This is a genomic window from Methylomagnum ishizawai, assembly GCF_900155475.1.
Lineage (GTDB): Bacteria > Pseudomonadota > Gammaproteobacteria > Methylococcales > Methylococcaceae > Methylomagnum > Methylomagnum ishizawai_A.
In genome coordinates this window covers 2,546,045-2,572,829 of the sequence record NZ_FXAM01000001.1, presented here as the reverse complement: position 1 = coordinate 2,572,829, position 26,785 = coordinate 2,546,045, and the positions used below count along the sequence as shown (strand labels likewise).

General features: G+C 63.6%; 23 protein-coding genes. 10 read left to right on the top strand and 13 right to left on the bottom strand.

From position 1 onward, the window contains the following. The first annotated feature begins 70 nt into the window (after positions 1–70). Both B9N93_RS11425 and odhB read left to right on the top strand, forming a co-directional pair. Entirely contained in the window at positions 71–2,899 is a 2,829-nt protein-coding gene (locus B9N93_RS11425; RefSeq protein WP_085213720.1) for a 2-oxoglutarate dehydrogenase E1 component, read from the top strand. Beyond that, the gene (gene odhB / locus B9N93_RS11420; RefSeq protein ID WP_085213718.1) at positions 2,874–4,103 is read left to right on the top strand and encodes a 2-oxoglutarate dehydrogenase complex dihydrolipoyllysine-residue succinyltransferase; all 1,230 of its coding nucleotides are present in this window, start codon (positions 2,874–2,876) and stop codon (positions 4,101–4,103) included. Before B9N93_RS11425 ends, odhB begins: the two co-directional genes overlap by 26 nt. A 73-nt stretch (positions 4,104–4,176) precedes the next feature. Here the strand turns inward: odhB and ureG are convergent, their stop codons facing one another. The 11 genes from ureG to B9N93_RS11365 form a co-directional block, all read right to left on the bottom strand. Further along, complete coding sequence (ureG, locus tag B9N93_RS11415) at positions 4,177–4,800, bottom strand: urease accessory protein UreG (RefSeq protein ID WP_085213717.1); 624 nt, start codon at positions 4,798–4,800, stop codon at positions 4,177–4,179. 52 nt (positions 4,801–4,852) lie between these two features. After that, positions 4,853–5,527 carry an urease accessory protein UreF gene (locus B9N93_RS11410; protein WP_085213715.1) on the bottom strand — a complete coding sequence of 225 codons (675 nt, stop codon included), beginning with the start codon at positions 5,525–5,527 and terminating at the stop codon, positions 4,853–4,855. Then, positions 5,517–5,960, bottom strand: coding sequence for an urease accessory protein UreE (ureE, locus tag B9N93_RS11405; protein ID WP_368655813.1), 444 nt, complete (start codon positions 5,958–5,960; stop codon positions 5,517–5,519). The genes B9N93_RS11410 and ureE overlap by 11 nt, the downstream gene beginning before the upstream one ends. Then, complete coding sequence (locus B9N93_RS11400; protein WP_085213710.1) at positions 5,953–6,414, bottom strand: chemotaxis protein CheX; 462 nt, start codon at positions 6,412–6,414, stop codon at positions 5,953–5,955. The genes ureE and B9N93_RS11400 overlap by 8 nt, the downstream gene beginning before the upstream one ends. A gap of 17 nt (positions 6,415–6,431) precedes the next feature. Next, on the bottom strand, positions 6,432–6,803 hold the full coding sequence (locus B9N93_RS11395) for a response regulator transcription factor (RefSeq protein ID WP_085213708.1): 372 nt from the start codon (positions 6,801–6,803) through the stop codon (positions 6,432–6,434). Further along, positions 6,800–8,944, bottom strand: coding sequence for an ATP-binding protein (locus tag B9N93_RS11390; RefSeq protein WP_085213706.1), 2,145 nt, complete (start codon positions 8,942–8,944; stop codon positions 6,800–6,802). Before B9N93_RS11390 ends, B9N93_RS11395 begins: the two co-directional genes overlap by 4 nt. A gap of 139 nt (positions 8,945–9,083) precedes the next feature. Beyond that, positions 9,084–10,787, bottom strand: coding sequence for an urease subunit alpha (gene ureC / locus B9N93_RS11385; RefSeq protein WP_085213704.1), 1,704 nt, complete (start codon positions 10,785–10,787; stop codon positions 9,084–9,086). After that, on the bottom strand, positions 10,784–11,101 hold the full coding sequence (locus B9N93_RS11380; protein WP_085213702.1) for an urease subunit beta: 318 nt from the start codon (positions 11,099–11,101) through the stop codon (positions 10,784–10,786). Before B9N93_RS11380 ends, ureC begins: the two co-directional genes overlap by 4 nt. A 33-nt stretch (positions 11,102–11,134) precedes the next feature. Next, a complete protein-coding gene (gene ureA, locus B9N93_RS11375) occupies positions 11,135–11,437 on the bottom strand; it encodes an urease subunit gamma (RefSeq protein WP_085213701.1) in 303 nt (100 codons plus the stop codon). Positions 11,438–11,511: 74 nt separating this feature from the next. Next, positions 11,512–12,351, bottom strand: coding sequence for an urease accessory protein UreD (locus tag B9N93_RS11370; RefSeq protein ID WP_085213699.1), 840 nt, complete (start codon positions 12,349–12,351; stop codon positions 11,512–11,514). Continuing rightward, positions 12,348–13,328, bottom strand: coding sequence for a hypothetical protein (locus tag B9N93_RS11365; RefSeq protein WP_085213697.1), 981 nt, complete (start codon positions 13,326–13,328; stop codon positions 12,348–12,350). The genes B9N93_RS11370 and B9N93_RS11365 overlap by 4 nt, the downstream gene beginning before the upstream one ends. A 208-nt stretch (positions 13,329–13,536) precedes the next feature. On the opposite strand from B9N93_RS11365, the gene B9N93_RS11360 reads away from it, so the two are divergent. The 6 genes from B9N93_RS11360 (at position 13,537) to B9N93_RS11335 (ending at position 20,646) form a co-directional block, all read left to right on the top strand. Beyond that, on the top strand, positions 13,537–14,769 hold the full coding sequence (locus B9N93_RS11360; RefSeq protein ID WP_125468945.1) for a hypothetical protein: 1,233 nt from the start codon (positions 13,537–13,539) through the stop codon (positions 14,767–14,769). A 77-nt stretch (positions 14,770–14,846) separates the two neighbouring features. Continuing rightward, positions 14,847–16,145, top strand: coding sequence for an urea ABC transporter substrate-binding protein (urtA, locus tag B9N93_RS11355; RefSeq protein ID WP_085213695.1), 1,299 nt, complete (start codon positions 14,847–14,849; stop codon positions 16,143–16,145). 166 nt (positions 16,146–16,311) lie between these two features. Next, the gene (gene urtB, locus B9N93_RS11350; protein WP_125468944.1) at positions 16,312–17,955 is read left to right on the top strand and encodes an urea ABC transporter permease subunit UrtB; all 1,644 of its coding nucleotides are present in this window, start codon (positions 16,312–16,314) and stop codon (positions 17,953–17,955) included. A gap of 2 nt (positions 17,956–17,957) precedes the next feature. Next, a complete protein-coding gene (gene urtC, locus B9N93_RS11345) occupies positions 17,958–19,046 on the top strand; it encodes an urea ABC transporter permease subunit UrtC (protein ID WP_085213693.1) in 1,089 nt (362 codons plus the stop codon). A gap of 53 nt (positions 19,047–19,099) precedes the next feature. After that, positions 19,100–19,864, top strand: a complete 765-nt coding sequence (gene urtD / locus B9N93_RS11340) for an urea ABC transporter ATP-binding protein UrtD (RefSeq protein WP_254899479.1) — start codon at positions 19,100–19,102, stop codon at positions 19,862–19,864. Next, positions 19,864–20,646: an ABC transporter ATP-binding protein gene (locus B9N93_RS11335; protein WP_085213689.1), complete on the top strand. Its 783-nt coding sequence runs from the start codon at positions 19,864–19,866 to the stop codon at positions 20,644–20,646. Before urtD ends, B9N93_RS11335 begins: the two co-directional genes overlap by 1 nt. A gap of 2 nt (positions 20,647–20,648) precedes the next feature. Here the strand turns inward: B9N93_RS11335 and puuE are convergent, their stop codons facing one another. After that, complete coding sequence (gene puuE, locus B9N93_RS11330) at positions 20,649–21,569, bottom strand: allantoinase PuuE (protein ID WP_176225237.1); 921 nt, start codon at positions 21,567–21,569, stop codon at positions 20,649–20,651. A gap of 305 nt (positions 21,570–21,874) precedes the next feature. On the opposite strand from puuE, the gene B9N93_RS11325 reads away from it, so the two are divergent. Together B9N93_RS11325 and B9N93_RS11320 are read left to right on the top strand one after the other, a co-directional pair. Next, positions 21,875–25,252 carry an ATP-binding protein gene (locus B9N93_RS11325; RefSeq protein WP_085213688.1) on the top strand — a complete coding sequence of 1,126 codons (3,378 nt, stop codon included), beginning with the start codon at positions 21,875–21,877 and terminating at the stop codon, positions 25,250–25,252. Continuing rightward, positions 25,249–26,202, top strand: coding sequence for a response regulator transcription factor (locus B9N93_RS11320; RefSeq protein ID WP_085213686.1), 954 nt, complete (start codon positions 25,249–25,251; stop codon positions 26,200–26,202). The genes B9N93_RS11325 and B9N93_RS11320 overlap by 4 nt, the downstream gene beginning before the upstream one ends. 61 nt (positions 26,203–26,263) lie before the next feature. Here B9N93_RS11320 and B9N93_RS11315 read toward each other — a convergent pair whose 3' ends face one another. Beyond that, a complete protein-coding gene (locus B9N93_RS11315; protein ID WP_085213684.1) occupies positions 26,264–26,641 on the bottom strand; it encodes a hypothetical protein in 378 nt (125 codons plus the stop codon). Between the last annotated feature and the right edge of the window lie 144 nt (positions 26,642–26,785).

The following is a 26,785-nucleotide window of genomic DNA, read 5'->3' as shown; positions in this document are numbered from 1 at the left end:
GCCACCCCACCGGGCCACGCGGTCCCGGCCACCCATCGAAGACACCCAGTGGATATTCCAAGACGGCAATATGAACACGCTCAAATACCTATTCGAAGAGTCCTCCGCTTGCGCGGAGGATAACGTCGGTTTCCTCGAAGACCTGTACGAACGTTTCCAGCGCGATCCCGAATCGGTCGATCCCAGTTGGCGCGAGAAATTCAAGTCCATCCAAGAACCGGTGCGCCTGCATCCCGCCACCCCGCCCACGGCGACGATGCCCGCCGATATCGAGGAAGCCCTGCGCAAGCAGGCCGCCGTGGACCGGCTCATCTACCATTACCGCACCCGCGGCCACCAGGCGGCGGACAACAATCCCCTCAAGCTCGCCCCGCCCCCCGCCCTGCCGGACCTGGACCCGGCCCACTACGGCCTCGACGCCGCCGACCTCGACCGCCCGTTCTACGTCGATATCATGCGCGGCTCCAAGAAACTGCCGCTGCGCGAGATCATCGCCCGGCTCAAGCGCACCTACTGCGGGGCCATCGGTTCCGAGTACATGCATATCGTCGATAGCGAGATCAAGCAATGGGTGCGGGAACGGCTGGAAACCGCCACCACCTGGGCCTTGCCCGACGCCGAATCCCAGCGCTGGCTCTTGAGGATGCTGACCGCCGCCGAGGGCATCGAGAAATACCTGCACCGCAAATACGTGGGCCAGAAGCGCTTCTCGCTGGAGGGCGCGGAAAGCATGATCCCGCTGCTCGACGAGTTGATCCAGCGGGCCGGCGACCAGGGCACGCAGGAAATCGTGATCGGCATGGCCCACCGCGGACGCCTCAACGTCCTCATCAACATCCTGGGCAAGAAACCGGGTTCCCTGTTCCAGGAATTCGAGGGCACCTACACCAGCGCCCCGCCCCACGCCAGCGCGGGCGATGTGAAATACCACATGGGCTTTTCCTCCGACCTGCAAACGCCCAAGGGTCCGCTGCACCTCGCCATGGCCTTCAATCCCTCGCACCTGGAAATCATCAGCCCGGTGGTGGAAGGCTCGGTGCGCGCCCGCCAGGACCGCCGCGACGGCGACGGCGAAACCGGGGTGCTGGCGGTGTTGGTGCATGGCGACGCCGCCTTCGCCGGGCAGGGCGTGGTGATGGAAACCCTCAACATGGCCGAAACCCGCGCCTACACCACCGGCGGCAGTATCCACATCGTCATCAACAACCAGATCGGCTTCACCACCAGCAACCCGTTCGACGCCCGCTCCACGCTGTACTGCACCGACGTGGCCAACATGGTCCAGGCACCCGTGTTCCATGTGAACGGCGACGACCCCGAGGCCGTGCTGTTCGTGACCCAGCTAGCGGTCGATTATCGCATGAGGTTCAAGCGCGACGTGGTGATCGACCTGATCTGCTACCGCCGCCACGGCCATAACGAAGCCGACGAGCCGGCGGTGACGCAACCCGCCATGTACCGCTTCATCCGCCAGCATCCGCCGGTGCGGCGGCTCTACGCCGAAACCTTGATCCAGGCGGGCGTCATCAGCCGCGAGGACGAACTGGGCATGGAGGAAGACTACCAGGGTTCGCTCAAGCGCGACGAGATCGTGTCGCGCCCGGTGCTGCCGGACGCCGCCAGCTACCTGAAAACCAGTTGGGACCGCTATCTGGGCGCGGAATGGAGCGTGGACTACGATTCGACCCTGGACCTCGACACCGCCCGCGGCCTGGCCGGACAGATCGCCCGCGTGCCGGACGGTTTCTCGCTGCATTCCAGGACCGCCGCCGTCATGGACAGCCGCCGCAAGATGGCGACCGGGGAAATCCCGATGGACTGGGGCTTCGCCGAAACCCTGGCCTACGCCTCCCTGCTGAAAGAAGGCTACAACGTCCGCATCAGCGGCCAGGACGTGGGGCGCGGCACCTTCTTCCACCGCCACGCCGTGCTGTACGACCAGGACAATGGCGCGGCCCACGTCCCGTTGCACCATCTGGACGGGCCAGGCGGCAAATTCCATATCTACGACTCCCTGTTGTCGGAGGAAGGCGTGTTGGGCTTCGAGTACGGCTACGCCAGTTCCGAACCCGAGACCCTGGTGATCTGGGAAGCCCAGTTCGGCGATTTCGCCAACAACGCCCAGGTCGTCATCGACCAGTTCATCACCTCCGGCGAAACCAAATGGGGCCGCTTGTGCGCCCTCACCATGCTGCTGCCCCACGGCTACGAAGGCCAGGGACCGGAGCATTCCTCGGCCCGGCTGGAACGCTACCTGCAACTGTGCGCCGAGCAGAACGTGCAGGTCTGCGTGCCGAGCAGCCCGGCCCAGATTTTCCACCTGCTGCGGCGGCAACTGGTGCGGCGCTACCGCAAGCCCTTGATCGTGATGACCCCGAAAAGCCTGTTGCGGCACAAGCTGGCGATCTCGCCCCTGGAAGACCTGACGCGGGGCCATTTCCACAACGTCATCGGCGAGATCGACCCGCACGATCCCGACAAGATCACCCGCGTGGTGCTGTGTTCCGGCAAGGTGTTCTACGACCTGTTGGAAACCCGCCGCAAGGAACATCTGGAACATGTCGCCCTGATCCGCATCGAGCAACTCTATCCGTTCCCATTCGATTATTTCCTGGAACAGCTCTCCCCGTTCAACAACCTCAGGGAACTGGTCTGGTGCCAGGAAGAACCCGAGAACCAGGGCGCTTGGCACCAGATCAAGCACCGTTTCCTATCCCTCCTGGAAAAAGACATCCTCCTCGGCTACGCGGGGCGCCCCATGTCCGCCGCGCCCGCCGTGGGCCAATTCCACCGCCACCTGGAACAGCAGAAGAAAGTCGTGGAAGACGCGCTGTTCCGGGCCGTGAACCCTCAACAATCCGTCAGGATCGTCCATGCGCATAGAAGTCACAGTCCCTAACCTCCCGGAATCCGTCAGCGACGCCGTCCTGCTCGACTGGCACAAGCGGCCCGGCGACCCGGTCCTAAAGTCCGACAACCTCATCGACCTCGAAACCGACAAGGTCGTGCTGGAAGTGCCGGTGCCGGAAAACGGCGTCCTGCTGGAAATCCTCCGCCACAAGGGCGATGTGGTGACCAGCGGCGAATTGCTGGCCGTCATCGACACCGAGGCCAAGCCCGCGGCCGCGGCCCCGGTGCCGGAACCCCCCAAGCCCAGCGCCCCGCCGCCCGCCGCCGCCCCGGAACCCCGGCCCGAATTCCCGCCGACCCTGAGTCCCGCCGTGCGCCGGATGCTGTCCGAGCATGGGCTGGACTCCGCCGCCATCCAAGGCACGGGCCGGGAGGGGCGGCTCACGCGGGAGGATGTACAGCATTACCTCGACCACCAGCAAGCCGCCCCGGCCCGACCGGCGGCGGAACCCGCCCGGCCCGCACCCACCCCGCAACCGGCACCGGCCACCCGTCCCGGCGACCGCCGCGTGCCCATGACCCGGCTCCGCGCCCGCATCGCCGAGCGCTTGATCGACGCCCAGCGCTCCACCGCCACCCTGACCACCTTCAACGAGGTCAACCTTAAAAACATCAACGACCTCCGCAAGCGCTACCGGGACAAATTCGAGCAGGCCCACAAGGTCAAACTGGGCTATATGTCCTTCTTCGTGAAGGCGGCGGTGGAAGCCCTGAAGCGCTATCCCATCGTCAATTCCTCGGTCGAGGGCAACGATATTGTCTACCACGACTACTACGACATCGGCCTCGCGGTCTCGACCGACCGCGGCCTGGTGGTGCCGGTGCTGCGCGACGCCGATCAAAAGGATTTCGCCGACATCGAAAAGGCCGTGGTCGAATTCTCCAAACGCGCCCGCGACGGCAAGCTGACCTACGAGGAACTCAACGGCGGCACCTTCACCATCACCAATGGCGGCATCTTCGGCTCGATGCTCTCGACGCCCATCCTCAACCCGCCGCAAAGCGCCATCCTGGGGATGCACGCCATCAAGGACCGGCCCGTGGTGGAGGACGGCCAAATCGTGATCCGGCCCATGATCTATCTGGCCTTGTCCTACGACCACCGCATCATCGACGGGCGCGACGCCGTGTCCTGCCTCTACACCATCAAGGAATTGCTGGAAGACCCAGGCCGCCTGCTGCTCGGCGTCTGAACCCGGCACCGCACGGGCATGAAAAAACCGCCGCCAGGGGCGACCCCGGCGGCGGTTTTTTTACGGGCAAAGCTCAGGCCGGGACCGCCCCCAACATCCCCTGCCGCACGATGAAGCCCACCACCTCATCCAGGCCCGCGCCGGTCTTGAGGTTGGTGAACACGAAAGGCCGCTCGCCGCGCATCTTGCGGGCATCGCGATCCATCACCTCCAGCGACGCGCCCACATACGGGGCCAGATCGGTCTTGTTGATGATGAGCAGGTCGGAACGGGTGATGCCGGGACCGCCCTTGCGCGGAATCTTGTCCCCCGCCGACACGTCGATCACGTACAAGGTGAGATCGGCCAGTTCCGGGCTGAAGGTGGCGCTGAGATTGTCGCCGCCGCTTTCCACCAGCACGAAATCCAGGTCGCCGAAACGCTGGCACAGTTCCTCGACCGCCGCCAGGTTCATCGAGGCGTCCTCGCGGATGGCGGTATGGGGGCAACCGCCGGTCTCGACGCCCAGGATGCGTTCCTCGGGCAGGGCTTGGCTGCGGATCAGGAATTGCTGGTCCTCGCGGGTATAGATATCGTTGGTCACCACGCCGATCTGGTAATCGCCGCGCATACGCTTGCACAGGGCGTCCACCAGGGCGGTCTTGCCGGAGCCCACCGGGCCGCCGACACCTACTCTCAAGACGGGTTTGTCGGACATCTTTCATTTCCAAAGTTGAGGGAAAAAACCGTGGCCCGGCGCTGCGGCCAGCTCAAGAACGGAACAGCCGGGAATACTGGGTCTCGTGGCGGGCGCTGGCCAAGGCCAGCCCGAAGGCGCTGCCGCCGATATCGGCGTCGGCCATGAGCAAGGCCCGGTCCACCCGCGCGGGCAACGTGGCGGCGAGTTCCAGCGACAGGCGCTGCCCCGCCACCTGCCCCAGCGGCACCAGTTTCACGGCGCACAGGACTTGGTTTTCCAGCCAGCCCCAGGCATAGCCCAACAGCGCTTGGCGTTGGTCGATACCCCATTCCACCGCCGCCAGCGCGAAACCATTGGCCAGCGTCGCCGCCGGGTCGCGGGTCCAGGCGGCGGCGCGGGCCACGCCCAGGGCATCCAATAGCCGGGCCAGAGCCTGCCCGGTCTGACGGTCCTCGGCCCGGAGTTCCAAGGTTTCCCGGCAGGCCAAGAGATGGCGGCTCCAACGGGCCACGGTCCCGGCGTCGTCCGCCGCCCAGGCCGCGTGCAAACGGGCCAGCACCGGCAAATCCACCCGCCCCAGGCCGCGCTCCAACACCCCGGACAGCCACGCCAGGGCGTCGGCCTCGGTCGCGATCCAGCCATCCTCTACCGCCCGCTCCATGCCTTGGGAATAGCTGTACATGCCGATGGGCAAGGCCGGGCTGGCCAGTTGCAGCAGGCGGACCAGGGCCAAATCAGTGCCCATGGCCGTGATAAGCGCCGGCTTCCGGCTCGAACGGGGCGGACTCGTGGGCGATCTCCAACCCCAGGCCGCGCACCATTTCGTCCAGGACGTGGTCGGCCAGATAGCGCAGCTCGCCCGGCGCGATCTGCAAAGCCACATGGCGGTTGCCCAGGTGGTAGCAGGCGCGGGCGAACAACAGGGCGTCGCCGGTCTTCACGACGGACAGGGCTTCCGGCGCGGACCGGACCGCCACCACCTCGCCCGTGGGTCCGGTCAGCACATCGCCGCCACGCAGCACCTTCCCGCGCGGCAGGAACAGGCCGACCTGGACGCCGCCGTCGGTGCGGGCCAGGAGGCGGCTTTTCTGGCGGGCTTCATAAGGCAGGGTCAGGGTATCGCCGTGGGGCGTTTCGGGGGAGGCGAATTCGGTCAGGCTGTACATGGGTTCACTCATCCGGGGCCAGATCGACCACCACGATGGCGTTGTGATCACGCCACCGCAGGGCGATCACAAACGGACGCGCCCGCACCGCCGCCTTGATCCGCTCGCTGGGACCGCGCAATTTCACCGGCACGGAAATCTGCAATCCTGTCCCGAAATGACGCCGGGCATTCCCCGCGATGGTATTGGCGATCTCGCCCACGGCGTCCAACAGGTTGGCCTCGCTATGGTCGTGTTCGCCCCAATAGCGCAGTAATTCGCGGACCATGCGATCCGCCGCCGAAAAATGCACACAGCCCCGGAAACGGCCCGAACAGGTAATCAAGCCAATATAGGATTCAGAGGGCGGAATATCCTGTGCCAGATAGGCGGAGCGGATGGTGGCGGGCTCGTCGGTGCTGGTCTGGAAATAATGGGTCACCGCATCCACAAATACCTTCAAATCGATTTCGGACAGCTCGGGCATCGTCGTCCTCCTTATTCTCAAGCGACCAATTCCAACAGCGCGTTGACGAGTTGCTCGTCGGTGAAGGGTTTATATAGAAAACCCTGCGCCCCGCGTTTCAGCGCGTCGATAGCCGTCGCCTTGTCGCTCAGGGCCGATACCACCAGAATTTTGACAGCGGGACAAATCTTCACCATTTCCTCCACGCAGGTATTACCGTCCATTTCCGGCATGGTCAAATCCATGGTGACAATATCGGGCACGATTTGCCGACAAACCTCGATGGCCTCGACCCCATTCCGCGCCAAACCCACGATACCCATGCCTTGCAACTCCGGCAAGGCCGCGACCCGGACGATGCGCCTGCGGATGATATTGGAATCGTCCACGATCAGCAGTTTGAGTTTCATGCCGTAGCTTCCTCCGCTGGTACCGGGAAACAAATACTGAACTGGGTATAGCTATATTTCTCGGTGGCTATACTCAGGCGCGCGCCCAATTCGCCGATCATATGCTTGACCACATCCAATCCCACCCCATGCCCCGCATCGCGGCCTACGCTGTCGGCAGTACTGAAACCCGGCTCGAATATCTTCATGACGACTTGGTTATCGTCGAATTCCCGCAATTGGGCTTCGGTATATAAACCCCGGCGCAGCAATTCGGCGCGAATATCCTCCGCGATCAAACCCCGGCCATCGTCGCGCATCACGAATTCATATTCGTCCTCGCGCTGCTTCAAGAAAACCTGCACCGTGCCGGTCACGGCCTTATTCCAGATCAAACGCTCGCTCCGGCTTTCGATACCATGCACGATGGCATTCCGTAATAACTGCAAGGCGATATCGTTCAAACCATGGCGGATTTTGGGTGGCAATACCGCCATCAAAGCCAGATCGGTTTCCAAGTCCACCTGTTTGGCATGGTCCTCGGCGATACGCTGCGCCAGCGCGGTCATATTCCTGACCAACTCGGGTTCGTTGGGCTCGCTGAAAGCCGCTTGCAAATCGGAGAGGCGGCGACTCAGTTCGCGCACTTGGCCGATGCGGTTCAGGAAATCGTCCAAGGGCAAGGGCAAGGCTAGCAAATCGCGGCCCAGCACGGTGGATTTGCCGCGCAATTCGGACAGCATATCCTCGAACCTCTGCGCCAAATCCTCGAAAATCCCCAAACCCAGCGCCGCCGCCTCGCCCTTGAGGGTATGGGTCTGACGGAAGATTTGATTAATGGTTTGACGATAATCCCGGCTATTCTCGATATTCCGCAATTGGTCGTTGATACCCAATAACTCACTTTCGGCTCGACCCAGATAATGCTTCAAATGGGCCGGATTCACCTTGAGCAAATCCAACAAAACCTCCATCTCGGCCTTGGCTTTTTGTTTGGCCGCTGCCAATTCCTGCTCCAAACGCACCTGCGTCGTGACATCGAACACCGTCACCAGCAAATGCACGATCTTCCCGTGTTCCAATACCCGGTTGAAATACAGGCTCAAATAGCGCTGGCGGCTGTGACCCTGGGCATCGGCCAATTGCACGGGCAGGTTGACCAAGGGATTCAGGTCTTGCACCAGCGATTCCTTGACCCGGTCGCCCAATAACAGGCCGATATACTCGGTCGCGGCCTTCAAGGATTCGGGGCTGACCATATCGGCCAGCAGGGTACGCAAATCATCCCCCGCCTTGATCGGCCTACCCAAAATAGCCGCTAGGGACGTCGAGTATTGCGAGCCTATCGAGAAATCCTGTCCCAGCAAGAACAAACCCTCGCGCACCGTGCCCAGGATTTCGGAAGTTTCCTGGCGGGCCTTCTCGACCCGCTGGTCGTTTTCGAGCAAGCGGCGGATGAATTTGAACAGGATGAAACCGAAGTTCAGCAAGGCCAGCAAAATACCCGCCGTTTGCACTTGGCGCAGGGTATTGGCGCGTTGATTGGCGGCGGATTCGAGTTGGTTGGTGAACTGGTTCATCAAGTCCAGCAAATCCAGGTTGTAAACCTGGGCATAGCGCACAGCGGCTTCCAAGGTCAATTCCCGTTCCGCGCTTTTGTCCTGGGCTTCCTCGGCCCCGAGCAAATGAGCATTGAACAGCGCCCGAATATCGTCGTTGGTGCGCTTGACCGTGAGTATCCGCTGGAACAAAGGCTGCCATAGCCTATCCGCCCTGGCCAGTACGTCCTGGGCGGCAGGAATGGCGACCGCCTTCAAGGTGGCGGGCTGGTTATCGGCGCTAACGACCGTCCCGCCCTGGCGGAAAGCTTGCAGGGTTTGATTGAAACCCAAAGCCGAGGCATATATTTTCTCGATGGACCCATTCACATCCTGGAGTTGCTGGGCATCTTGCAACCCGATCAATAACTCCTTGGTCATGCGCTGCGATAACATCCTTTGGCGTCCGGCCAAATTGATTTCGACGGCGCTTTCCGAAATCTTGTAGGAGATATAGAAATTCAGGATCAGAACCGCCAAATCGAAAATCAGGAAGAAAGCCACCGCGACGATGATTTCACGGTACTTACCCAGAAAACGCTGCGAATCAGGGGCGCTCATCATATCGACTCCTGGTGGTGGAAAGGATTTCGCTCCGAATTTCCGTGAGCCGGGCGGGGGTGGGTTATGCTTGCGCGGGGATGGCGGCGCCCCCACCGGCAGCGGGCAGTTTCCCGCTCCGATGGCGCGGCCCGCACCCCGGTCAGAACAAGAAATAGCGCTGCGCCATCGGCAACACCTCGGCGGGTTCGCAGGTCAGCAAGACCCCATCGGCCCGCACCGCATAGGTTTGGGCATCGACCTCGATCCGGGGTTGATAGGCGTTATGTATCAAGTCCTTCTTGCCGATGTCGCGGGTATGGGAAACCACACCGATCAGTTTTCGGAGTTGCAAACGCTGGGCCACACCGGACTCGAAAGCCGCCTGGGACAGGAAGGTCATGGAAGTGGCGCGGCAGGCGTCGCCCAGCGCCCCGAACATGGGCCGGTAATGCACCGGCTGCGGGGTCGGGATCGAGGCGTTGGGATCGCCCATGGGCGCGGCGGCGATGAAGCCGCCCTTGAGGATCACACTGGGCTTCACCCCGAAGAAAGCCGGGGACCACAGCACCAAATCGGCCAGTTTCCCCACCTCGACCGAGCCGACCTCGTGGGCAATGCCATGGCTGAGGGCCGGGTTGATGGTGTATTTGGCGATGTAACGCTTGATGCGGAAATTGTCATTGCCAGGGTTATCTTCCGGCAGCGGGCCGCGCTGGGCCTTCATCTTATGGGCGGTCTGCCAAGTGCGGATAACCACCTCGCCGACCCGGCCCATGGCCTGCGAATCGGAGGACAGCATCGAGAACGCACCCAAATCGTGCAATATGTCCTCCGCCGCGATGGTTTCGCGGCGGATGCGCGATTCGGCGAAAGCCACGTCCTCGGGGATGGCCGGGTCGAGATGGTGGCAAACCATCAGCATGTCGAGATGCTCGTCCACGGTGTTGACCGTATAGGGCCGGGTCGGATTGGTGGACGAGGGCAAAACATTGGATTCGCCGCAGGCTTTGATGATATCGGGGGCGTGGCCGCCACCCGCGCCTTCGGTGTGGTAGGTGTGGATGGTGCGGCCCTTGAAGGCGGCGAAGGTATCCTCGACGAAACCGGATTCGTTGAGGGTGTCGGTATGGATGGCGACCTGCACGTCATATTCGTCGGCCACCGCGAGGCAGCAATCGATGGCGGCGGGCGTGGTGCCCCAATCCTCGTGCAGCTTGAGACCGATGGCCCCGGCTTGGACCTGCTCGACCAAGGCGGCGGGCAAACTGGCGTTGCCTTTGCCCAGCAGGCCGATATTCATGGGCAATCCATCCACGGCTTGCAGCATGCGGTGGATGTTCCACGGACCGGGGGTGCAGGTGGTGGCGTTGGTGCCGGTGGCGGGTCCGGTGCCGCCGCCGATCATAGTGGTGACGCCCGACATCAGGGCTTCTTCCACCTGCTGCGGGCAAATGAAATGGATGTGGGCATCGATGCCCCCGGCGGTGAGGATTTGGCCTTCCCCGGCGATGACCTCGGTGCCGGGGCCGATGACGATATCGACGCCCGCCTGGGTATCCGGGTTGCCGGCCTTGCCAATCCCGGCGATGCGGCCCCCTTTGATGCCGACATCGGCCTTGACGATGCCCCACCAATCGACGATCAGCGCATTGGTGATGACGGTATCGACCGCCGTGGCGGAATCCTGCTGGCCCTGGCCCATGCCGTCGCGGATGACCTTGCCGCCGCCGAATTTCACCTCGTCGCCGTAGACGGTGAAATCCTTCTCGACCTCCAGGAACAGGCCGGTATCGGCCAGCCGCACCTTGTCCCCGGTGGTGGGACCGAACATCTCGGCATAGGCGTGTCGCGATATCCGGCTCATGGCTGGTCCTCCCAAGCGCCCATGACTTCCTGGCGGAAACCGTAGATTTCCCGCCGGCCCGCGAACGGCACCAGCCGCACCTCGCGTTCCTGGCCCGGCTCGAAGCGCACCGCCGTGCCCGCCGGGATGTCGAGCCGGTGGCCCCTGGCCTGGGCGCGGTCGAAGCGGAGGGCCGGGTTGGTCTCGGAAAAATGGTAGTGGGAGCCGACCTGGATGGGCCGGTCGCCGGTGTTCGCCACCGTGAGGACGCGGACGGGACGGCCCGCGTTCAATTCGATGCTGCCGTCGGCGGGGATGATTTCGCCTGGGATCATGGGAAAACCAAGGTTGGGGTGGGTGGAAAAAGGCTATTCGATGGGGTTGTGGACCGTCACCAGCTTGGTGCCGTCCGGGAAGGTGGCCTCGACCTGGACATCGGGGATCAGTTCCGGCACGCCCTCCATCACATCGGCGCGGGTCAGGAGCAAACGGCCATAGTCCATCAGTTCGGCCACGGAACGGCCATCGCGGGCACCCTCCATGATGGCGGCGGACAGATAGGCCACGGCTTCGGGATGGTTGAGCTTGAGGCCACGGGCCTTGCGGCGCTCGGCCAGGAGGGCGGCGGTGAAAATCAATAGCTTGTCTTTTTCGCGGGGTGTGAGTTGCATGTTTCCCTCTCGTTTGCGTTTTCGTAGCCCGGCTGCGGCGCGGCGCAACCGCCCCGGACCGGGCGCGGTATGGATCAAGTCGCCCAGATGCGTGGCGGACAGGCGGGCCGCCCCATCACGCCGGGCCGCAGCGCCGCCCAAACCTGCTCGAAAAACCGCCGCAGCACATCGGCCCTGGCATCCAAGCCCCGGCAGATCAACAAGCCTTCGATCAGGCTGACGCCCAGGTCGGGCCGGTCGCCGACAAGTCCGCGCACGGTGTCCAACTGCGCCGCCGTGGCCGGATAAGCGAACAAGGTGCCCAAAGCCGCACGCCCACGCAAACCCCAGTGGGCCCGGAACGCCCAAGGGTCCAGCACCAGCCGTTCCAGATAGAGCGGCTGGCCTTCCAGGTCGATCCGCCAATCCAACCCGGCCTCGCCCGCCTCGAAACCTTCGCCGGCGGCGGGACGGCCCAGCGCCAGCACTTCCCAGCCCAGGAAGCGGGCCCCTTCCCGCAAATCCACCCGTGTCGTCGAAGCCACGCGGGCACCTTGGTAAACAATCGTTTCCTGCGGCAGCCATTCCAGGGCCGCGCCCGGCGCTATTGTCAGCGCTACCGATTGCCGGGCCAAGGGTCCGGCGCTGCGGTAGAACTTGCCCGCCGCCGGGGTGGTGACCAAGGCCGCCGCGCCCGGATCGGCTTCGACCCGGATCGACAGCCGATCCCCCGCCACCACGCCGCCGGGCGGATGCAGCACATACACATGGCAGACGCCGCCCTCGGGATGGAAAGGCCGCTGCACCGCGAGCGGGCCATGGTGCCGCCGCCGGGCCAGTAGGGTCTTGCCGGACCCCGTGGCCGCGAAACCCAGTTCCAATCCGGCCCGCCAACCTTCCGGGGCCGCCGCCTCAGTCGCGGGAACGGCGCTCATTTCCGCTCGTAGCCGAATTCCAAGATGATCGGGCTGCCCTGGTTGTGGATGATCATTTCCTTCTTGCCGTTGCCGGGGTCGGTGGCGGTTTCGGTCGTCACCGCCGGGGCTTGGGGCTGGGACGGCGCGGGTGCCGTGGTGGGCGGAACGGGTGGACTCGTGGAAACCGGCGCGGCGGGCGCGGGCACCGCCACAGGCGCGGATGGAACCACCGCCCTGGCGGGAACGGGCGCTGCCGCCGGCTTGGGCACCGCCGGAACCACCGGAACCGGAGCCATCGGCGGCGGCGCACTGGGCACGGACGGAGCCGCGACCGGCGCGGCGATCGGCGTCACGGTCTTATTACGGACCTCGACCCGTACTTCCGGGAACCAGGTATCGGCATTGGCCGGGGTTTCGGCCTGGGCGGCGGCGGGCGCGGCCTGGGTCCGCTTGATCTTCAAATCTTCCAGCAGGTTGAAACAGACCGTGGAAATATGGTCCACATAGGTCTTGACCGAATCGGGATCGCTGAGGGAGGTGTCCTTGGCGACGAAATCCATGTACAGGCTGGCGCGGTCCTGGGGCCGCGCCACCGGATAGATCACGCAATCCACCGGCAGCACATAGGCTTTCTGGAATTCCAGCGCACGGGGATCGGAATTGCCCATGCTCATGGAAAAGCCGGGCGGCGTGCTTTTATGCGCCACCGGATCGATCTTGGCTTCGAGGATATGGCTGAAGTCCCCGCTCCCCGCCGCCACCGCATAACCCCAGCCGCCCAGGTTCCGGGCGGCGCGGGCGGCCATGTCCTTGAGCTTGGCGCCGTCGGCGCGGCTCCCGGCAAGCGTGGGATCGATCTTGAGGCCGATCTTGTGGACCTGGGCCGGATCGGGACGGACGCCCCGATAAGGCGCTTGTTCCGCGCAACCGGCGAGGACGGTCAGGATGGACAGGCGGAGCCACCGTGCGCGGCGCTTTCCGGGAGTGGGATTCATGGTATCGGGCTTCCTCGGGGTTGGGAGGGACCGGCCCGGCGATACCGGAATGAACCGCCAGTCCCCTGGCCTGCCCGGACTATAGCGTCGGCGGTGGCGCGTCCGGCATACGTCATTTGACTGATGAGTCAGATGACTGATTGTTGAGATAGGGCGCGGAAATTTTAATGGGCTCCGTCATTTAAGCCAAACCTTCAGGGGTCCAACCATGCATAACACCCAAACCCTGGGCGGCCGGCGCTTGGCGCTGTTGCCCGCCGCCATCACGCTCGCGTTCTCGGCGGGCTACGCGCCCCACGCGGAGGCCGGGGCGACCTTCAAGATCGACGACACCAAATGGATCAGCATCGGGGCGGGATTACGCACCAGCTTCAGCGCCACCGAGAAAGGCGCGGCGAACGGCACCCAATGGTCGAACGATTTCAACCTCGACAACATCCGTCTCTACATCAACGGCCAGATATTCAAGTACCTCAAGCTCGAATTCAACACCGATTGCCAAACCTGCAACAACGGTGGCGAGATCCGGGTGCTGGACGCCATCGGCAAGATCGAATACGACCCGATGATCAACCTGTGGATGGGCCGGATGCTGGTCCCCGCCGAACGCCGCGAGATGAACGGTCCGTTCTTCAGCGCCGTGTACGACATGTTCCGCACCGGCACACCGTTCGAGCCCTCGGACTATAACGTCACCATCCAATCCAACGGCAATTCCGCCGGTTCCTATGGCCGCGACGACGGCGCCACGATCTGGGGCGCGGTCTACGAGAACCGCTTCCAATACGCCGTCGGTTTCTTCCGGGGCCTACGCAACGGCGCGAACCAGAACGACAATATCCTCTACGCCCAGCGCTTCGCCTACAACTTCCTCGATGTCGAGAAGAACCCCGGCTACTACACCTCGGGCACCTATTACGGCAAGGGCGGCGATATCCTCACCCTCGGCGTTTCCAACCAGTACCAGGAGGACGGCGCGGGCACCGCCACCGATCCCGGCAACTTCCGCGGCACCACGGTGGACGTGCTGTATGAACAGAACCTCAACGGCGGCGACTCCGGCGTCCTCACCTTCAACGGCGAATACAAGAACTACGGCATCAGCGGCGGCTACGGCATGGCCCAGCGCCAATCCCAGACCCCCGGCTTCGACCTGTTCGAGGGCAACGCCTACGATATCAGCGCCATGTACCTGGTCCCGGACAAGGTCTGGATCGGCCAGTTCCAGCCGTACCTGCGCTATGTGGAAGCCATGCCCTTCAACAGCAGCGACCGCAACAACTGGGAAGCCGGTCTCAACTACGTCATCGACGGCCACAACGCCAAGATTTCTCTGGTTTACAACTACAGCGACATGTTCACCAAGGGTTTGAACTACACCTCGACCGCCAGCGGCAGCCACGTCAGCTCCTTGCTGTTGGGCTTCCAATTGCAAATCTAGGTTTTTCCCGCATTCCCAAACAACTGCCCGGGGGCGCGCCTGGCCGTCCCCACCCCCTTCATCACGAGGAGTAATCCATGTCCGAACATCAATACCCCCTGCGCCGCTGGTTCCAATCGCTGGCCGTGGCCGGTTCGACCCTGGTCGCGTTCAGTGTCCATGCCGAGGACACCATCAAGGTCGGCATCCTGCATTCCCTGTCCGGCACCATGGCCATCAGCGAAACCACGCTGAAGGACACCATGCTCATGCTCATCGACGAGCAGAACAAGAAAGGCGGCCTCCTCGGCAAGAAATTGGAGCCGGTGGTGGTCGATCCCGCCTCCAACTGGCCCTTGTTCGCCGAAAAGACCCGCGAACTCATCAGCAAGGACAAGGTGGCGGCGATCTTCGGCTGCTGGACTTCGGTGTCCCGCAAATCGGCGCTGCCGGTGGTGGAAGAACTCAACGGCCTGTTGTTCTACCCGGTGCAATACGAGGGCGAGGAATCCTCCAAGAACGTGTTCTACACCGGCGCGGCCCCGAACCAGCAAGCCATCCCGGCGGTGGATTATCTGATGAAGGATTTGAAGGTGAAGCGCTGGGTACTGGCCGGTACCGACTACGTCTATCCGCGCACCACCAATAAAATCCTGGAAGCCTATCTGAAGGCCAAGGGCGTCAAGCCCGCCGACATCATGATCAACTACACGCCGTTCGGCCATTCCGATTGGCAGAGCATCGTGTCGGATATCAAGAAGTTCGGCTCGGCGGGCAAGAAGACCGCCGTGGTCTCCACCATCAACGGCGACGCCAACGTGCCGTTCTACAAGGAACTCGGCAACCAGGGCATTTCCGCCGAACAGATTCCGGTGGTGGCGTTCTCGGTCGGCGAGGAAGAACTGTCCGGCATCGACACCAAGCCCCTGGTCGGCCATCTCGCCGCCTGGAACTACTTCATGTCGGTCGATACCCCGGCCAACGCCGAGTTCATCAAGAACTGGCACAGCTTCATCAAGAACCCCAAGCGCGTCACCAACGACCCGATGGAAGCCCATTACATCGGCTTCAACATGTGGGTGAAGGCGGTGGAGAAGGCCAAGACCACCGACACCGACGCGGTCGCCAAGGCCATCATCGGCGTGGAGCAACCCAACCTGACCGGCGGCACCTCCAAGATGCTGCCCAACCACCACATCTCCAAGCCGGTGTTGATCGGCGAAATCCAGGACGACGGCCAGTTCTCCGTGGTGTGGCAGACCAAGGGCTTGGTCGATGGCGACGCCTGGTCCGACTTCCTGCCGGAATCCAAGCCCATCGTGGCCGACTGGACCGCGCCCATCAATTGTGGCAACTACAACACCAAGACCAAGAAATGCTCCGGCCAGAAATATTGATGTAAGGCTTCATGGCCCCCTTCCCGCTCCGTTGCGCGGGAAACCTGTCGGGGCGCACCGCGCCCCTTCTTTTTGAATTCCCAGCTTTGGAGCGCAGGGCAAGTCCTGCGCTCCAACCCATGGGCACCCAAGCCCGCCCGCTACCCGGCGGCAACGAGGAACGCCTATGTCCGACATGAAATTCCAATCCAGCCCCTTGCCCGCCCTTTGGCTCCTCTTGGTCCTGGCCTTGTGCCGGATCGGAACGGCCCAGGCGGGCGATCCGGTCGCCGACGGCCTGGCCCAGATCAAAGCGGCCCCGCTGGACCAACTGGAAGCCAGCATCCAGCAATTCGCCACCGTCCCGGACGCACGGGTGCCGAAACTCCTGCAAGCCCTGCTCGATGGCCGTTTGTTCTACCAAAAGGCCGATAATCGCATCGTGACGGGCGACAGCGCCGACGACGGCTACGCCCTCGCCGATGCCGCGACCGGCGAGCAACTCGGCACGGCGGGCCGCTTCGATGTGAAAAAAATCAATCTGAACAACGCTCTGCGCTCCACCCTGCGCCAACTCATCGGACGTTTGGAACTCAACGCCCCCGAGGCCGACGTGCGGCTCAAAGCCGTGGAGGCCATGAGCCAAGCCCCGGACCCCGCAACCCTCGCCCTGCTCCTGGCCCGGTTGGGGCAGGAACAAGACCCCAAAGTCCTCGCCGCGATCCGCCTGGCCCTGGCCCTGGCCGATTTGAACAGCCCCGACAAGGCCAACCGGCTGAAAGCCATCGCCACGCTACGCACCGAAGTCGGCGCGGACGTGGTGAACCATCTCAACGCCCTGTTGGAAAAGAACGAAGCGGGCGAATACCTCGAACCCGATTCCGATATACGCCATACCGCCGAGGCCGCGCTGACCGACATCAAGGGGCGGCTGCAACTGTACGCTAGCATCGAAACCGTGTTCTTCGGCCTGAGCCTGGGGGCGGTCCTGGTCCTCGCCGCCATCGGCCTCGCCATCACCTTCGGCGTCATGGGCATCATCAACATGGCCCATGGCGAACTGATGATGATCGGGGCGTATACCACCTATGTGGTGCAGCAACTCATGCCCAACCATCTGGAACTCTCGCTGTTCGTGGCGATCCCGGCGGCGTTCCTGATTTCCGCCTTGGTCGGCATCGCCATCGAACGCGGCATCATCCGCTTCCTGTATGGCCGTCCCCTGGAAACCTTGCTGGCGACCTTCGGCGTGAGCCTGTTCCTACAGCAAGCGGTGCGCTCGATCTTCTCGCCCCTGAACCGCAGCGTGGCGACGCCCGCCTGGATGAGCGGCTCTTGGCAGATCAACGACGCCCTCTCGCTGACCTTGAACCGCTTCTACATCCTGTTGTTCTGCGTGATCGTGTTCGTGATGCTGCTGCAAATCCTCAAGCGCACCCGCCTCGGCCTCGAAGTCCGCGCCGTAGCCCAGAACCGGGCGATGGCCAAAGCCATGGGCATCCCCACCGAACGGGTGGACGCGATGACTTTCGGGCTGGGTTCCGGTATCGCCGGGGTGGCCGGGGTCGCGCTCAGCCAGTTGACCAACGTGGGGCCGAACCTCGGGCAATCCTATATCGTCGATTCGTTCATGGTGGTGGTGTTCGGCGGCGTGGGAAACCTGTGGGGCACCCTGGTCGCCGGGTTTTCGCTAGGGGTCGCCAATAAATTCCTCGAACCCTATGCCGGGGCGGTGCTGGCGAAAATCCTGGTGCTGGTGTTCATCATCATCTTCATCCAAAAACGCCCGCGCGGCTTGTTCCCGCAGAAAGGCCGGGCGGCGGAGGCTTGAGCATGACTTTCCCGCTACTCCAAAACGACAAATTCGGCCAGATCGTGCTGGGGGCGGTCGCCCTCATCACGGTGTTCGTGCCGCTGTTCAACCTGCTGCTGCCGGAAAGCTCGCCCCTGCATTTCTCCACCTACACGGTATCGCTGCTGGGCAAATACCTGACCTACGCTTTGTTGGCGTTGGCGATGGACCTGGTGTGGGGCTATTGCGGCATCCTGAGCCTGGGCCATGGCGCTTTCTTCGCGCTCGGGGGCTATGCCATGGGCATGTATTTGATGCGCCAGATCGGCGACCGGGGCGTTTATGGCAATCCGGTCCTGCCCGATTTCATGGTGTTCCTCAACTGGCCGGAACTGCCCTGGTATTGGCAAGGCTTCGACCAATTCTGGTTCGCCCTGCTGATGATCGTGCTGGCACCGGGCGTGTTGGCCTTCGTGTTCGGCTGGCTGGCGTTCCGTTCCCGCGTGACCGGCGTCTACCTCTCCATCATCACCCAAGCCTTGACCTACGCCCTGTTGCTGGCCTTCTTCCGTAACGAAATGGGCTTCGGCGGCAACAACGGCCTGACCGACTTCAAGGACATCCTAGGCTTCAACCTGCAAGCGGGCGGCACCCGCGCCGCCCTGTTCGCAGCCACGGGGTCCAGCGTGATCCTGGCTTATCTGGCCTGCCGCTACGTGGTGGATTCCAAGTTGGGCCGGGTCGTGACCGCCATCCGCGACCAGGAAGCCAGGGTGCGTTTCCTCGGCTACAAGGTGGAGATGTTCAAGCTGTGGATTTTCGTGTTCTCGGCCATCCTGGCCGGTATCGCGGGGGCGCTGTACGTGCCCCAGGTCGGCATCATCAACCCCAGCGAATTCTCGCCCCTGGCCTCGCTGGAAATCGTGGTCTGGGTGGCGGTCGGCGGGCGTTCGACCCTGTACGGGGCCATCGTCGGGGCCATCCTGGTCAACTACGGCAAAACCGTGTTCACGGCGATCCTGCCCGAGGTCTGGCTGTTCGCGCTGGGCGCTATTTTCGTGCTGGTGACGCTGTTCCTGCCGGACGGCCTCGTCGGCCTCTGGCAACGCCGCAAGGAGGAAGCCGCATGATTTCCGGCACCCCACTCGAAGGCTCCAGCCTCGGTCCCCAAGCCGGCCGCCCCATGCCGGGCGGTCAACTCGACACCAGCCACCGCCCCATCCTCTATCTGGAAGATGTGAGCGTCAGCTTCGACGGCTTCAAAGCGCTGAATAAACTCTCGCTCTACATCGACGAGGGCGAATTGCGCTGCATCATCGGTCCCAACGGCGCGGGCAAAACCACCATGATGGATGTCATCACCGGCAAGACCCGGCCCGATATCGGCACGGTGTTTTTCGGCCAGACCATCGACCTCCTCAAATTGGACGAACCCGCCATCGCCCAGGCCGGGGTCTGCCGCAAGTTCCAAAAGCCCAGCGTGTTCGACAAGCTCAGCGTATTCGAAAACCTGGAACTGGCCATGCGCACCGACAAGCGGGTCTGGCCGACCCTGTTCGCCCAACTGCGGGGCGAGCAAACGGACCGAATCGGCGAAGTGCTGCAAACCATCGGCCTCGCCGATCAACGCGATTTCCGGGCCGGGGCACTGTCGCACGGCCAGAAGCAATGGCTGGAAATCGGCATGTTGCTCATGCAAGAGCCCAAGGTGCTGCTGGTGGACGAGCCCGTGGCCGGCATGACCCACCAGGAAACCGAGCGCACCGCCGAATTGCTGTTATCGCTGCAAGGCAAGCATTCGGTGGTGGTGGTGGAACACGATATGGAATTCGTGCGCTCCATCGCCAAGCGGGTCACGGTATTGCACGAGGGCACGGTGTTGACCGAAGGCAGCATGGACGAAGTACAGAACGACCCACGGGTCATCCAGGTGTATTTGGGGGGCTGATGTTAAACGTTGCCGGTTTGAACCAGTTTTACGGCGAGAGCCATACCTTGTGGGATTTGGGGCTGGAGGTGCCGAAAGGCGCGTGCCTGTGCCTGATGGGCCGCAACGGCGTGGGCAAGACCACCCTGCTCAAGACCGTGATGGGCCTGATCCCGGCCCGTTCCGGCGGCATCATGTTCGATGGCGGCAACCTGCTGGGCCTCAAGGCCGAGCAGCGGGCCGAACTCGGCATCGGCTACGTGCCGCAGGGCCGGGAAATCTTCCCGCTGATGACGGTGGAGGAAAACCTCAGGACCGGGCTCCGCGCCGTCCGCCGCAAGGGCATCAAGGACGTGCCCGAACAGGTGTTCGAGATTTTCCCGGTGCTGAAGAAGATGTTGAAACGGCGCGGCGGCGATCTTTCCGGCGGCCAGCAACAGCAATTGGCGATAGGCCGGGCGCTGGTGTTGGACCCGAAATTATTGATCCTCGACGAGCCGACCGAAGGCATCCAACCCAACATCGTCAGCGAAATCGGCGATGTCATCATCCGGTTGAACCGGGCGCGGGGCATCCCAACCCCAATCGAAAAAACCGCCCCCGACGTGGTGGACGAGATCAACGACGCCATCGTCAAGGTGAAACGGGACTTGGGCGTGACGGTGCTGCTGGTGGAGCAAAAACTGCCGTTCGCCCGCAAGGTGGCCGACCGCTTCTGCATCATGGACCGGGGCCGCGCCGTCGCCACCGGGGCCATGGGCGAACTCACCGAGGACATGGTGAAGCGCTATCTGACGGTGTGAGCCTACGCGGGCTTATGGTGTTGGTGCCAATGGCGGGCGATCTGCTCGCGGGTGGCGATCCACACGCCTTCCCGGTCCTTCACATGGTCGAGGAACCGCGCCAAGGCCCGCGCCCGCCCCGGACGCCCGGAAATCCGGCAATGCAGGCCCACCGACATCAAGGTCGGACGGGCCGCGCCCTCTTCCCAATGCTGCTCGAAAGCGTCCACCAGATAGCGGTAGAAATCATCCCCGGTGGTAAAGCCGTTCGGCAGTAGGTATTTGAAATCGTTGCAATCCAAAGTGTAGGGAATCACCAGATGCGGCTGGCCCGCCACCGTCTGCCAATAGGGCAATTCGTCGGCGTAGGAATCCGAGTCGTACAAGAAACCGCCCTCCTCCACCACCAAGCGCCGGGTATTGGCGCTGATCCGCCCCGTGTACCACCCCACCGGGCGCTGGCCGGTCAAACCGGCGATGGTGTCGATGCAGCACAGGATATGCTCGCGCTCCTCGGCCTCGTCCATGCCCTGGTAATCGATCCAGCGCCAGCCGTGGCTGGCGACTTCCCAACCGGCCCCAGCCATGGCGACGGCGGCGGCCGGATTCCGCTCCAAGGCCAGTCCCACCGCGTACACGGTCAATGGTAAACCCCGCCCGGTGAACAAGCGGTGCATCCGCCAGAAACCGGCGCGGCTGCCGTATTCGTACATCGATTCCACGTTCAGGTTACGGACGCCGACACTAGGCGGCGCACCGATGATTTCATGCAGATAGCCCTCCGATACCGGGTCGCCGTCGAGCGGGGTGCTTTCGCCGCCTTCCTCGTAGTTCAGCACGAAATTGAGCGCGACCCTGGCTGCGCCGGGCCAGGCCGGATCGGGCGGATTGCGGCCATAGCCGATGAAATCGCGGGGGACTGTGGGCAAATCGGGTAGGTTCATGGGTTGGGTTCTCTTGGCTGGATGTTCCGGGAATTATAAGCCAGCCCGGCCTGGACCCAGGAACGCACCAATATAGGTCATAACACCCCAAAATAGGCCGTGCCACGGTCTCCCAGCCGCCACCACGGACTCCCGGCCCGGCGGCTACGACGATGGCCATTCCGCCCCCGCGCCAGCGCATGGAATTTGCATATGCCCAACAATCCTGTGGCGCGGAAACATCATTGTGGCTGAAAAGCGCCAGCACTTACCGGACAACCCGGCGCAAAGACCGGGGCGTCGATCCTCAAGGGGCATAGCAACGCATGGCCGTCAACCGGCAAACCATCGCCAAGGTCCGGCGCGATTACAATTCCTGGGTCGCCAACGAAACCCTGGAAGATTATGCGCTGCGGTTCGCCCCGCGCAGCTTCCGCAAATGGTCGGAATTCCGGGTTGCCAACACCGCCTTCGGTTCGATTTCCTTCCTGGTGCTGGAGGCCATGGGCGGGCTGATGGCGGTCAACTACGGCTTCACCAACGCCTGCCTCGCCATCCTCACGGTCGGGCTGATCGTGTTCCTAACAGGGTTCCCCATCAGCTATTACGCCGCCCGCCACAACATCGACATGGACCTTTTGACCCGTGGCGCGGGCTTCGGCTATATCGGCTCCACCCTCACCTCGCTGATCTACGCCTCGTTCACCTTCATCCTGTTCGCGCTGGAAGCCTCGATCATGTCGCTGGCGCTGGAGTTGTATTTCGGGATGCCGCTGGCCCTGGCCCATGTGGTGAGCGCGGTGGTGGTGATCCCCTTGGTGACTTTCGGCATCACCATGATCAACCGGCTGCAATTGTGGACCCAACCGCTGTGGCTGGCCCTCCTGGTCGCGCCCTATGTCGGGGTGTTGCTGCGCGAGCCGGAAGCGCTGCGGACCCTGCCGCTGTTCACGGGCCGGGGTCCGGTGGACGGCGGTTTCGACGGGCTGCTGTTCGGCGCGGCCTGCACCATGGCCTTCTCGATGGTGGCCCAGATCGGGGAGCAAGTGGATTTCCTGCGGTTCCTGCCGGAAAAGACCACCGCCAACCGCTGGCGCTGGTGGGCGGCAACCATCCTGGCCGGTCCCGGCTGGATTTTGCTGGGCGTGGCGCGGCAATTGGGCGGTGCCTTGCTGGCCCACCTCGCCATCCGCCATGGCATCGACCCGGTCCATGCCCACGAGCCGACCCAGATGTATCTGACCGCCTATGGCCATGTGTTCGACAACCCGGCGCTGGCGCTGGCGGCGACCACCCTGCTGGTGGTGGTATCCCAGGTCAAGATCAATGTCACCAACGCCTATGCCGGTTCCCTGGCCTGGTCGAATTTCTTTTCCCGGCTGACCCATAGCCATCCGGGGCGGGTGGTGTGGCTGGTGTTCAATGTCGCCATCGCCTTGCTGCTGATGGAACTGGGCGTGTTCGGGGCCTTGGAACGGGTGCTGGGCCTGTTCTCCAATATCGCCATCGCCTGGATCGGCGCCCTGGTGGCGGATTTGGTGGTGAACAAGCCCTTGGGCCTGAGTCCCGCCCATGTCGAGTTCAAGCGGGCCTATCTGCCGGACCTGAATCCGGTGGGCGTGGTCTCGACCCTGTGCGCCTCGCTGGTGTCGATCCTGGCCTATCTCGGCCTGTTCGGGGCGGGACCGAAGGCGTTCTCGGCCTTCCTGGCCTTGGGATTGGCGTTCGCCCTGGCCCCCTTGATCGCCTTCCTCAGCCGGGGCCGGTTCTATCTGGCCCGCGACCGCGACGACTGGGGCCAAGCCACGCCCCACGCCCAGTGCTGCATCTGCGGCAACGATTTCGAGATCGAGGACAAGGCCTATTGCCCGGCCTACCAGGGCACCATCTGCTCGCTGTGCTGCACCCTGGACGCCCGCTGCCTGGACGCCTGCAAACCCGGCGTCCGCCTCAAGGACCAATTGGAAAGCCTCGCCCGCTGGCTGCCCACCGGCTGGCCCATCGCCATCCGTTTGCGCCTGCTCCGCTTCGCCATGGTGTTTTCCTTGCTGGCGACCTTGGGCGGCTTGTTCGTGGGCGTGATCTTCTACCAGGACGTGCTGGCGGCGCGGGTCGGCAATCCGGCCCTGGCTCACGCCCTGGTCGATAGCTTCGTCAAGGTCTACGCGGCCTTGCTGGTATTCCTGGGGCTGGGTGCTTGGTGGTTGGTCCTGAACAGCGAGAGCCGCCAGGTCGCCCAGGAAGAATCGGCCCGCCAGACCCAGCGCCTGATGCAGGAAATCGAGGAACACCGCAAAACCGATATCAAGCTGAAACAAGCCAGGGACGCCGCCGAACGCGCCAACCAAGCCAAAAGCCGCTTCCTCAGCGATATGAGCCATGAAATCCGCACCCCGCTCAACAGCATCCTGGGCTATGCCCAAATCCTCGGCAAGGACCCGGCCATCCCGGCCCACCGCCGCGATGCCGTGGAGATCGTCCAGCGCAGCGGCGAACATCTTTCCGCCCTGATCGAGGATATCCTCGACATCGCCCGCATCGAGGCCCGCAAGCTGGAACTCAAACGCGCCCCCATCGACCTCCCGGCCCTGATCGAACAATTGGCGCGGATGTTCCGGCCCCAGGCCGAGGCCAAGGGCTTGGCCTTCCGCTGCCAGATTGTCGATACCCTGCCGCGCCGCATCCGGGGCGACGAGAAACGGGTCGGGCAAATCCTCATCAACCTGCTGGGCAACGCGGTGAAATTCACCCAGGGCGGCGAGGTGCTGTTCCGGGTCGGCTACGGCGGCGAAATCGCCCGCTTCCAGATCGTCGATACCGGCATCGGCATCCCCGCCGACCAGCTCGAAGAAATCTTCCAGCCGTTCCAGCGCCTCGCGGGGACGCGGGGCAACGCCGCTTCCGGCAGCGGCCTCGGCCTCACCATCAGCAAAATCCTGGCGGAAATCATGGGCGGGGAACTGTCGGTGGAAAGCGAACCGGGCCGAGGCTCGACCTTTTCGGTGCGCCTGTTCCTGCCCGATCTCAAAAACTTCGAGGAGATTGCCGCCGAGGACGATATCGCGGGCTATCACGGCCCGCGCAAACGCATCCTGGTCGTGGACGACCAGCCCGAACACCGGGGCTTGCTGCGCTCCATCCTCGACCCCCTGGGCTTCGACCTGGACGAGGCCGGTTCCGGGACGGACTGCCTCGCCCAGGTCGCCCGGCGGCGGCCCGATTTGATCCTGATGGACTTGGTGATGGCGGACACCGGCGGCATCGAGGCCGCCGAACGCCTGCGGGCGCAGGGTTGCCGCAGTCCCATCATCGTGGTCAGCGCCAACGCCTATCCCTCCGACCGCAGGCAGTCCTTCGGGGCCGGTTGCGACGATTTCGTCGCCAAGCCGATCCAGATCGCCGAGCTTTTGCGCAAGGTCAAACTGCACCTGGGATTGGATTGGATTTACCGCAAGGACGGCGCGGCGGCGGGCCGGACGGCGGCGGAGCAAACCCTGGCCCCGCCGCCGCCGGACGTATTGGAGGAACTGGAATTCTGCGCCCGCATCGGCGATATGCGCGGCCTGACCGACCGCCTCAAGGATTTGATCGACGAGGATTTCAAATACCTGCCCTACGCCCGCCACCTGCAAGGCCTGGCCAAAGAATTCAGGATCGCCGATATCAAGGCTTTCCTCGGCAGCCACCCGGAGACCCCCCCATGAACCCTTCCCGACCCCAAGCCCTGGGCACCGTCATGATCGTGGACGACGCGCCCGGCAACCTGGCCTTCCTGTCCGACGCCCTGGAAGAGGCCGGCTACCGCGTCCTGGTCGCCACCGACGGCGCTTCGGCCCTGGAACAACTGCGCTACGCCCAGCCCGACGCCATCCTGCTGGACGCGGTCATGCCCGGCCTGGACGGCTTCGAGACCTGCCGCCGCCTCAAGGCCGATCCCGGCACCAGCCTGATCCCGGTCATCTTCATGACCGCCCTGAGCGAATTGGACGATTTGCTGCGGGCCTTCGAGGAAGGCGCGGTGGATTATCTGGTGAAGCCGATCCGCCATCAGGAAGTGCTGGCGCGGGTCGGGAGCCACATGGCCCAGGCCCGGCTGATCCGCCGTTCCGAGGACGCCCTGGTACGCAGCGGTTTCGCGGCGCTCGCCATCGACGGCGCGGGCGGCATCACCTGGCTGACCCCGGCGGGTTGCCGCTGGCTCCAGGAGCTTTCGGGCCGCAGCAGCGGCGGCACCCCGCCCGCCAACCTGCCCCCACCCCTGGCCGAATGGTCGCGCCAACGCATCGCGGTGGAGGACACCGACCCCCACCAGGGCACCTTCACCGCCCAGCGCGACGGCAAACGCTTCACGGCGCGGCTGGTCCCCTGCCAGGACGGGCAGGAATATCTGTTGCTGTTGCAGGAATCCTCCGGCGACTGGAACCTGGATTCCTTGAAAAGCGCCCTGGGCCTGACCCCGCGGGAAGCCGAAATCCTGATGTGGATCGCCCGTGGCAAGACCAACAAGGACGTGGGCCAAATCCTCGGCAGCAGCCCGCGCACCATCAACAAGCACCTGGAGCATATCTTCGAGAAGCTGGGAGTGGCGACCCGCGCCGCCGCCGTGGCGGTGGCGCTGGACCGGATGCGGGACGCGCCGGAAGCCGCGGCCTGAGGCGCCCATGAGGAACCAGCAGCCCGGACGCGGCGCGGTCCGGGCACGCACCGGCGGGATGCTATTCGGGGGCCACCGGCAGGATTTCGACTTCGCCCAAGGCGTCGTCGCCCCAATGGGGATAGCCCTGGATCGCCTGCCCATAGGCCGGATCGACGTATTCCACATTGAAGCCGGCGACGGTTTCACCGCCGACCTGGGGATAGCTGTAGATCGCCTGGCCATAGGCCGGGTTGGCATAGACGATGACGGGTTCGGCGCTGGGACGCTCGACGCCTTCGAGGCCGGGGTAGCCGAAAATGGCGGGACCGTGCGCCTGGCTCACATAGCCCAGGCCGGTGTGACGATCCGCGCCACCCCAAGCGGGCGCGGCGCAAGCGTAGCCCAGGGCGAGGGCGCAACCCAACACGGTGGCTTTGATGTTTTTCGCGGTATCCATGGTTTTGCCTCCGGGTCATTCACAATCAGCAAACAGATTGTTTGCGTAATTATGACAACCGGCACGGGAAGGGGTTCCAGAACCGGCCCATCGGGAACGGTAGATCGTGGTGGCCAGAACATGCCCGCGAACACAGCTTGCGGT

Excerpts from the sequence above, each read along its gene's own strand:
- B9N93_RS11425 (WP_085213720.1), top strand. The coding sequence starts at position 71 with ATGAACACGCTCAAATACCTATTCGAAGAGTCCTCCGCTTGCGCGGAG.
- odhB (WP_085213718.1), top strand. The coding sequence starts at position 2,874 with ATGCGCATAGAAGTCACAGTCCCTAACCTCCCGGAATCCGTCAGCGAC.
- ureG (WP_085213717.1), bottom strand. The coding sequence starts at position 4,800 with ATGTCCGACAAACCCGTCTTGAGAGTAGGTGTCGGCGGCCCGGTGGGC.
- B9N93_RS11410 (WP_085213715.1), bottom strand. The coding sequence starts at position 5,527 with ATGGGCACTGATTTGGCCCTGGTCCGCCTGCTGCAACTGGCCAGCCCG.
- ureE (WP_368655813.1), bottom strand. The coding sequence starts at position 5,960 with ATGAGTGAACCCATGTACAGCCTGACCGAATTCGCCTCCCCCGAAACG.
- B9N93_RS11400 (WP_085213710.1), bottom strand. The coding sequence starts at position 6,414 with ATGCCCGAGCTGTCCGAAATCGATTTGAAGGTATTTGTGGATGCGGTG.
- B9N93_RS11395 (WP_085213708.1), bottom strand. The coding sequence starts at position 6,803 with ATGAAACTCAAACTGCTGATCGTGGACGATTCCAATATCATCCGCAGG.
- B9N93_RS11390 (WP_085213706.1), bottom strand. The coding sequence starts at position 8,944 with ATGATGAGCGCCCCTGATTCGCAGCGTTTTCTGGGTAAGTACCGTGAA.
- ureC (WP_085213704.1), bottom strand. The coding sequence starts at position 10,787 with ATGAGCCGGATATCGCGACACGCCTATGCCGAGATGTTCGGTCCCACC.
- B9N93_RS11380 (WP_085213702.1), bottom strand. The coding sequence starts at position 11,101 with ATGATCCCAGGCGAAATCATCCCCGCCGACGGCAGCATCGAATTGAAC.
- ureA (WP_085213701.1), bottom strand. The coding sequence starts at position 11,437 with ATGCAACTCACACCCCGCGAAAAAGACAAGCTATTGATTTTCACCGCC.
- B9N93_RS11370 (WP_085213699.1), bottom strand. The coding sequence starts at position 12,351 with ATGAGCGCCGTTCCCGCGACTGAGGCGGCGGCCCCGGAAGGTTGGCGG.
- B9N93_RS11365 (WP_085213697.1), bottom strand. The coding sequence starts at position 13,328 with ATGAATCCCACTCCCGGAAAGCGCCGCGCACGGTGGCTCCGCCTGTCC.
- B9N93_RS11360 (WP_125468945.1), top strand. The coding sequence starts at position 13,537 with ATGCATAACACCCAAACCCTGGGCGGCCGGCGCTTGGCGCTGTTGCCC.
- urtA (WP_085213695.1), top strand. The coding sequence starts at position 14,847 with ATGTCCGAACATCAATACCCCCTGCGCCGCTGGTTCCAATCGCTGGCC.
- urtB (WP_125468944.1), top strand. The coding sequence starts at position 16,312 with ATGTCCGACATGAAATTCCAATCCAGCCCCTTGCCCGCCCTTTGGCTC.
- urtC (WP_085213693.1), top strand. The coding sequence starts at position 17,958 with ATGACTTTCCCGCTACTCCAAAACGACAAATTCGGCCAGATCGTGCTG.
- urtD (WP_254899479.1), top strand. The coding sequence starts at position 19,100 with ATGCCGGGCGGTCAACTCGACACCAGCCACCGCCCCATCCTCTATCTG.
- B9N93_RS11335 (WP_085213689.1), top strand. The coding sequence starts at position 19,864 with ATGTTAAACGTTGCCGGTTTGAACCAGTTTTACGGCGAGAGCCATACC.
- puuE (WP_176225237.1), bottom strand. The coding sequence starts at position 21,569 with ATGAACCTACCCGATTTGCCCACAGTCCCCCGCGATTTCATCGGCTAT.
- B9N93_RS11325 (WP_085213688.1), top strand. The coding sequence starts at position 21,875 with ATGGCCGTCAACCGGCAAACCATCGCCAAGGTCCGGCGCGATTACAAT.
- B9N93_RS11320 (WP_085213686.1), top strand. The coding sequence starts at position 25,249 with ATGAACCCTTCCCGACCCCAAGCCCTGGGCACCGTCATGATCGTGGAC.
- B9N93_RS11315 (WP_085213684.1), bottom strand. The coding sequence starts at position 26,641 with ATGGATACCGCGAAAAACATCAAAGCCACCGTGTTGGGTTGCGCCCTC.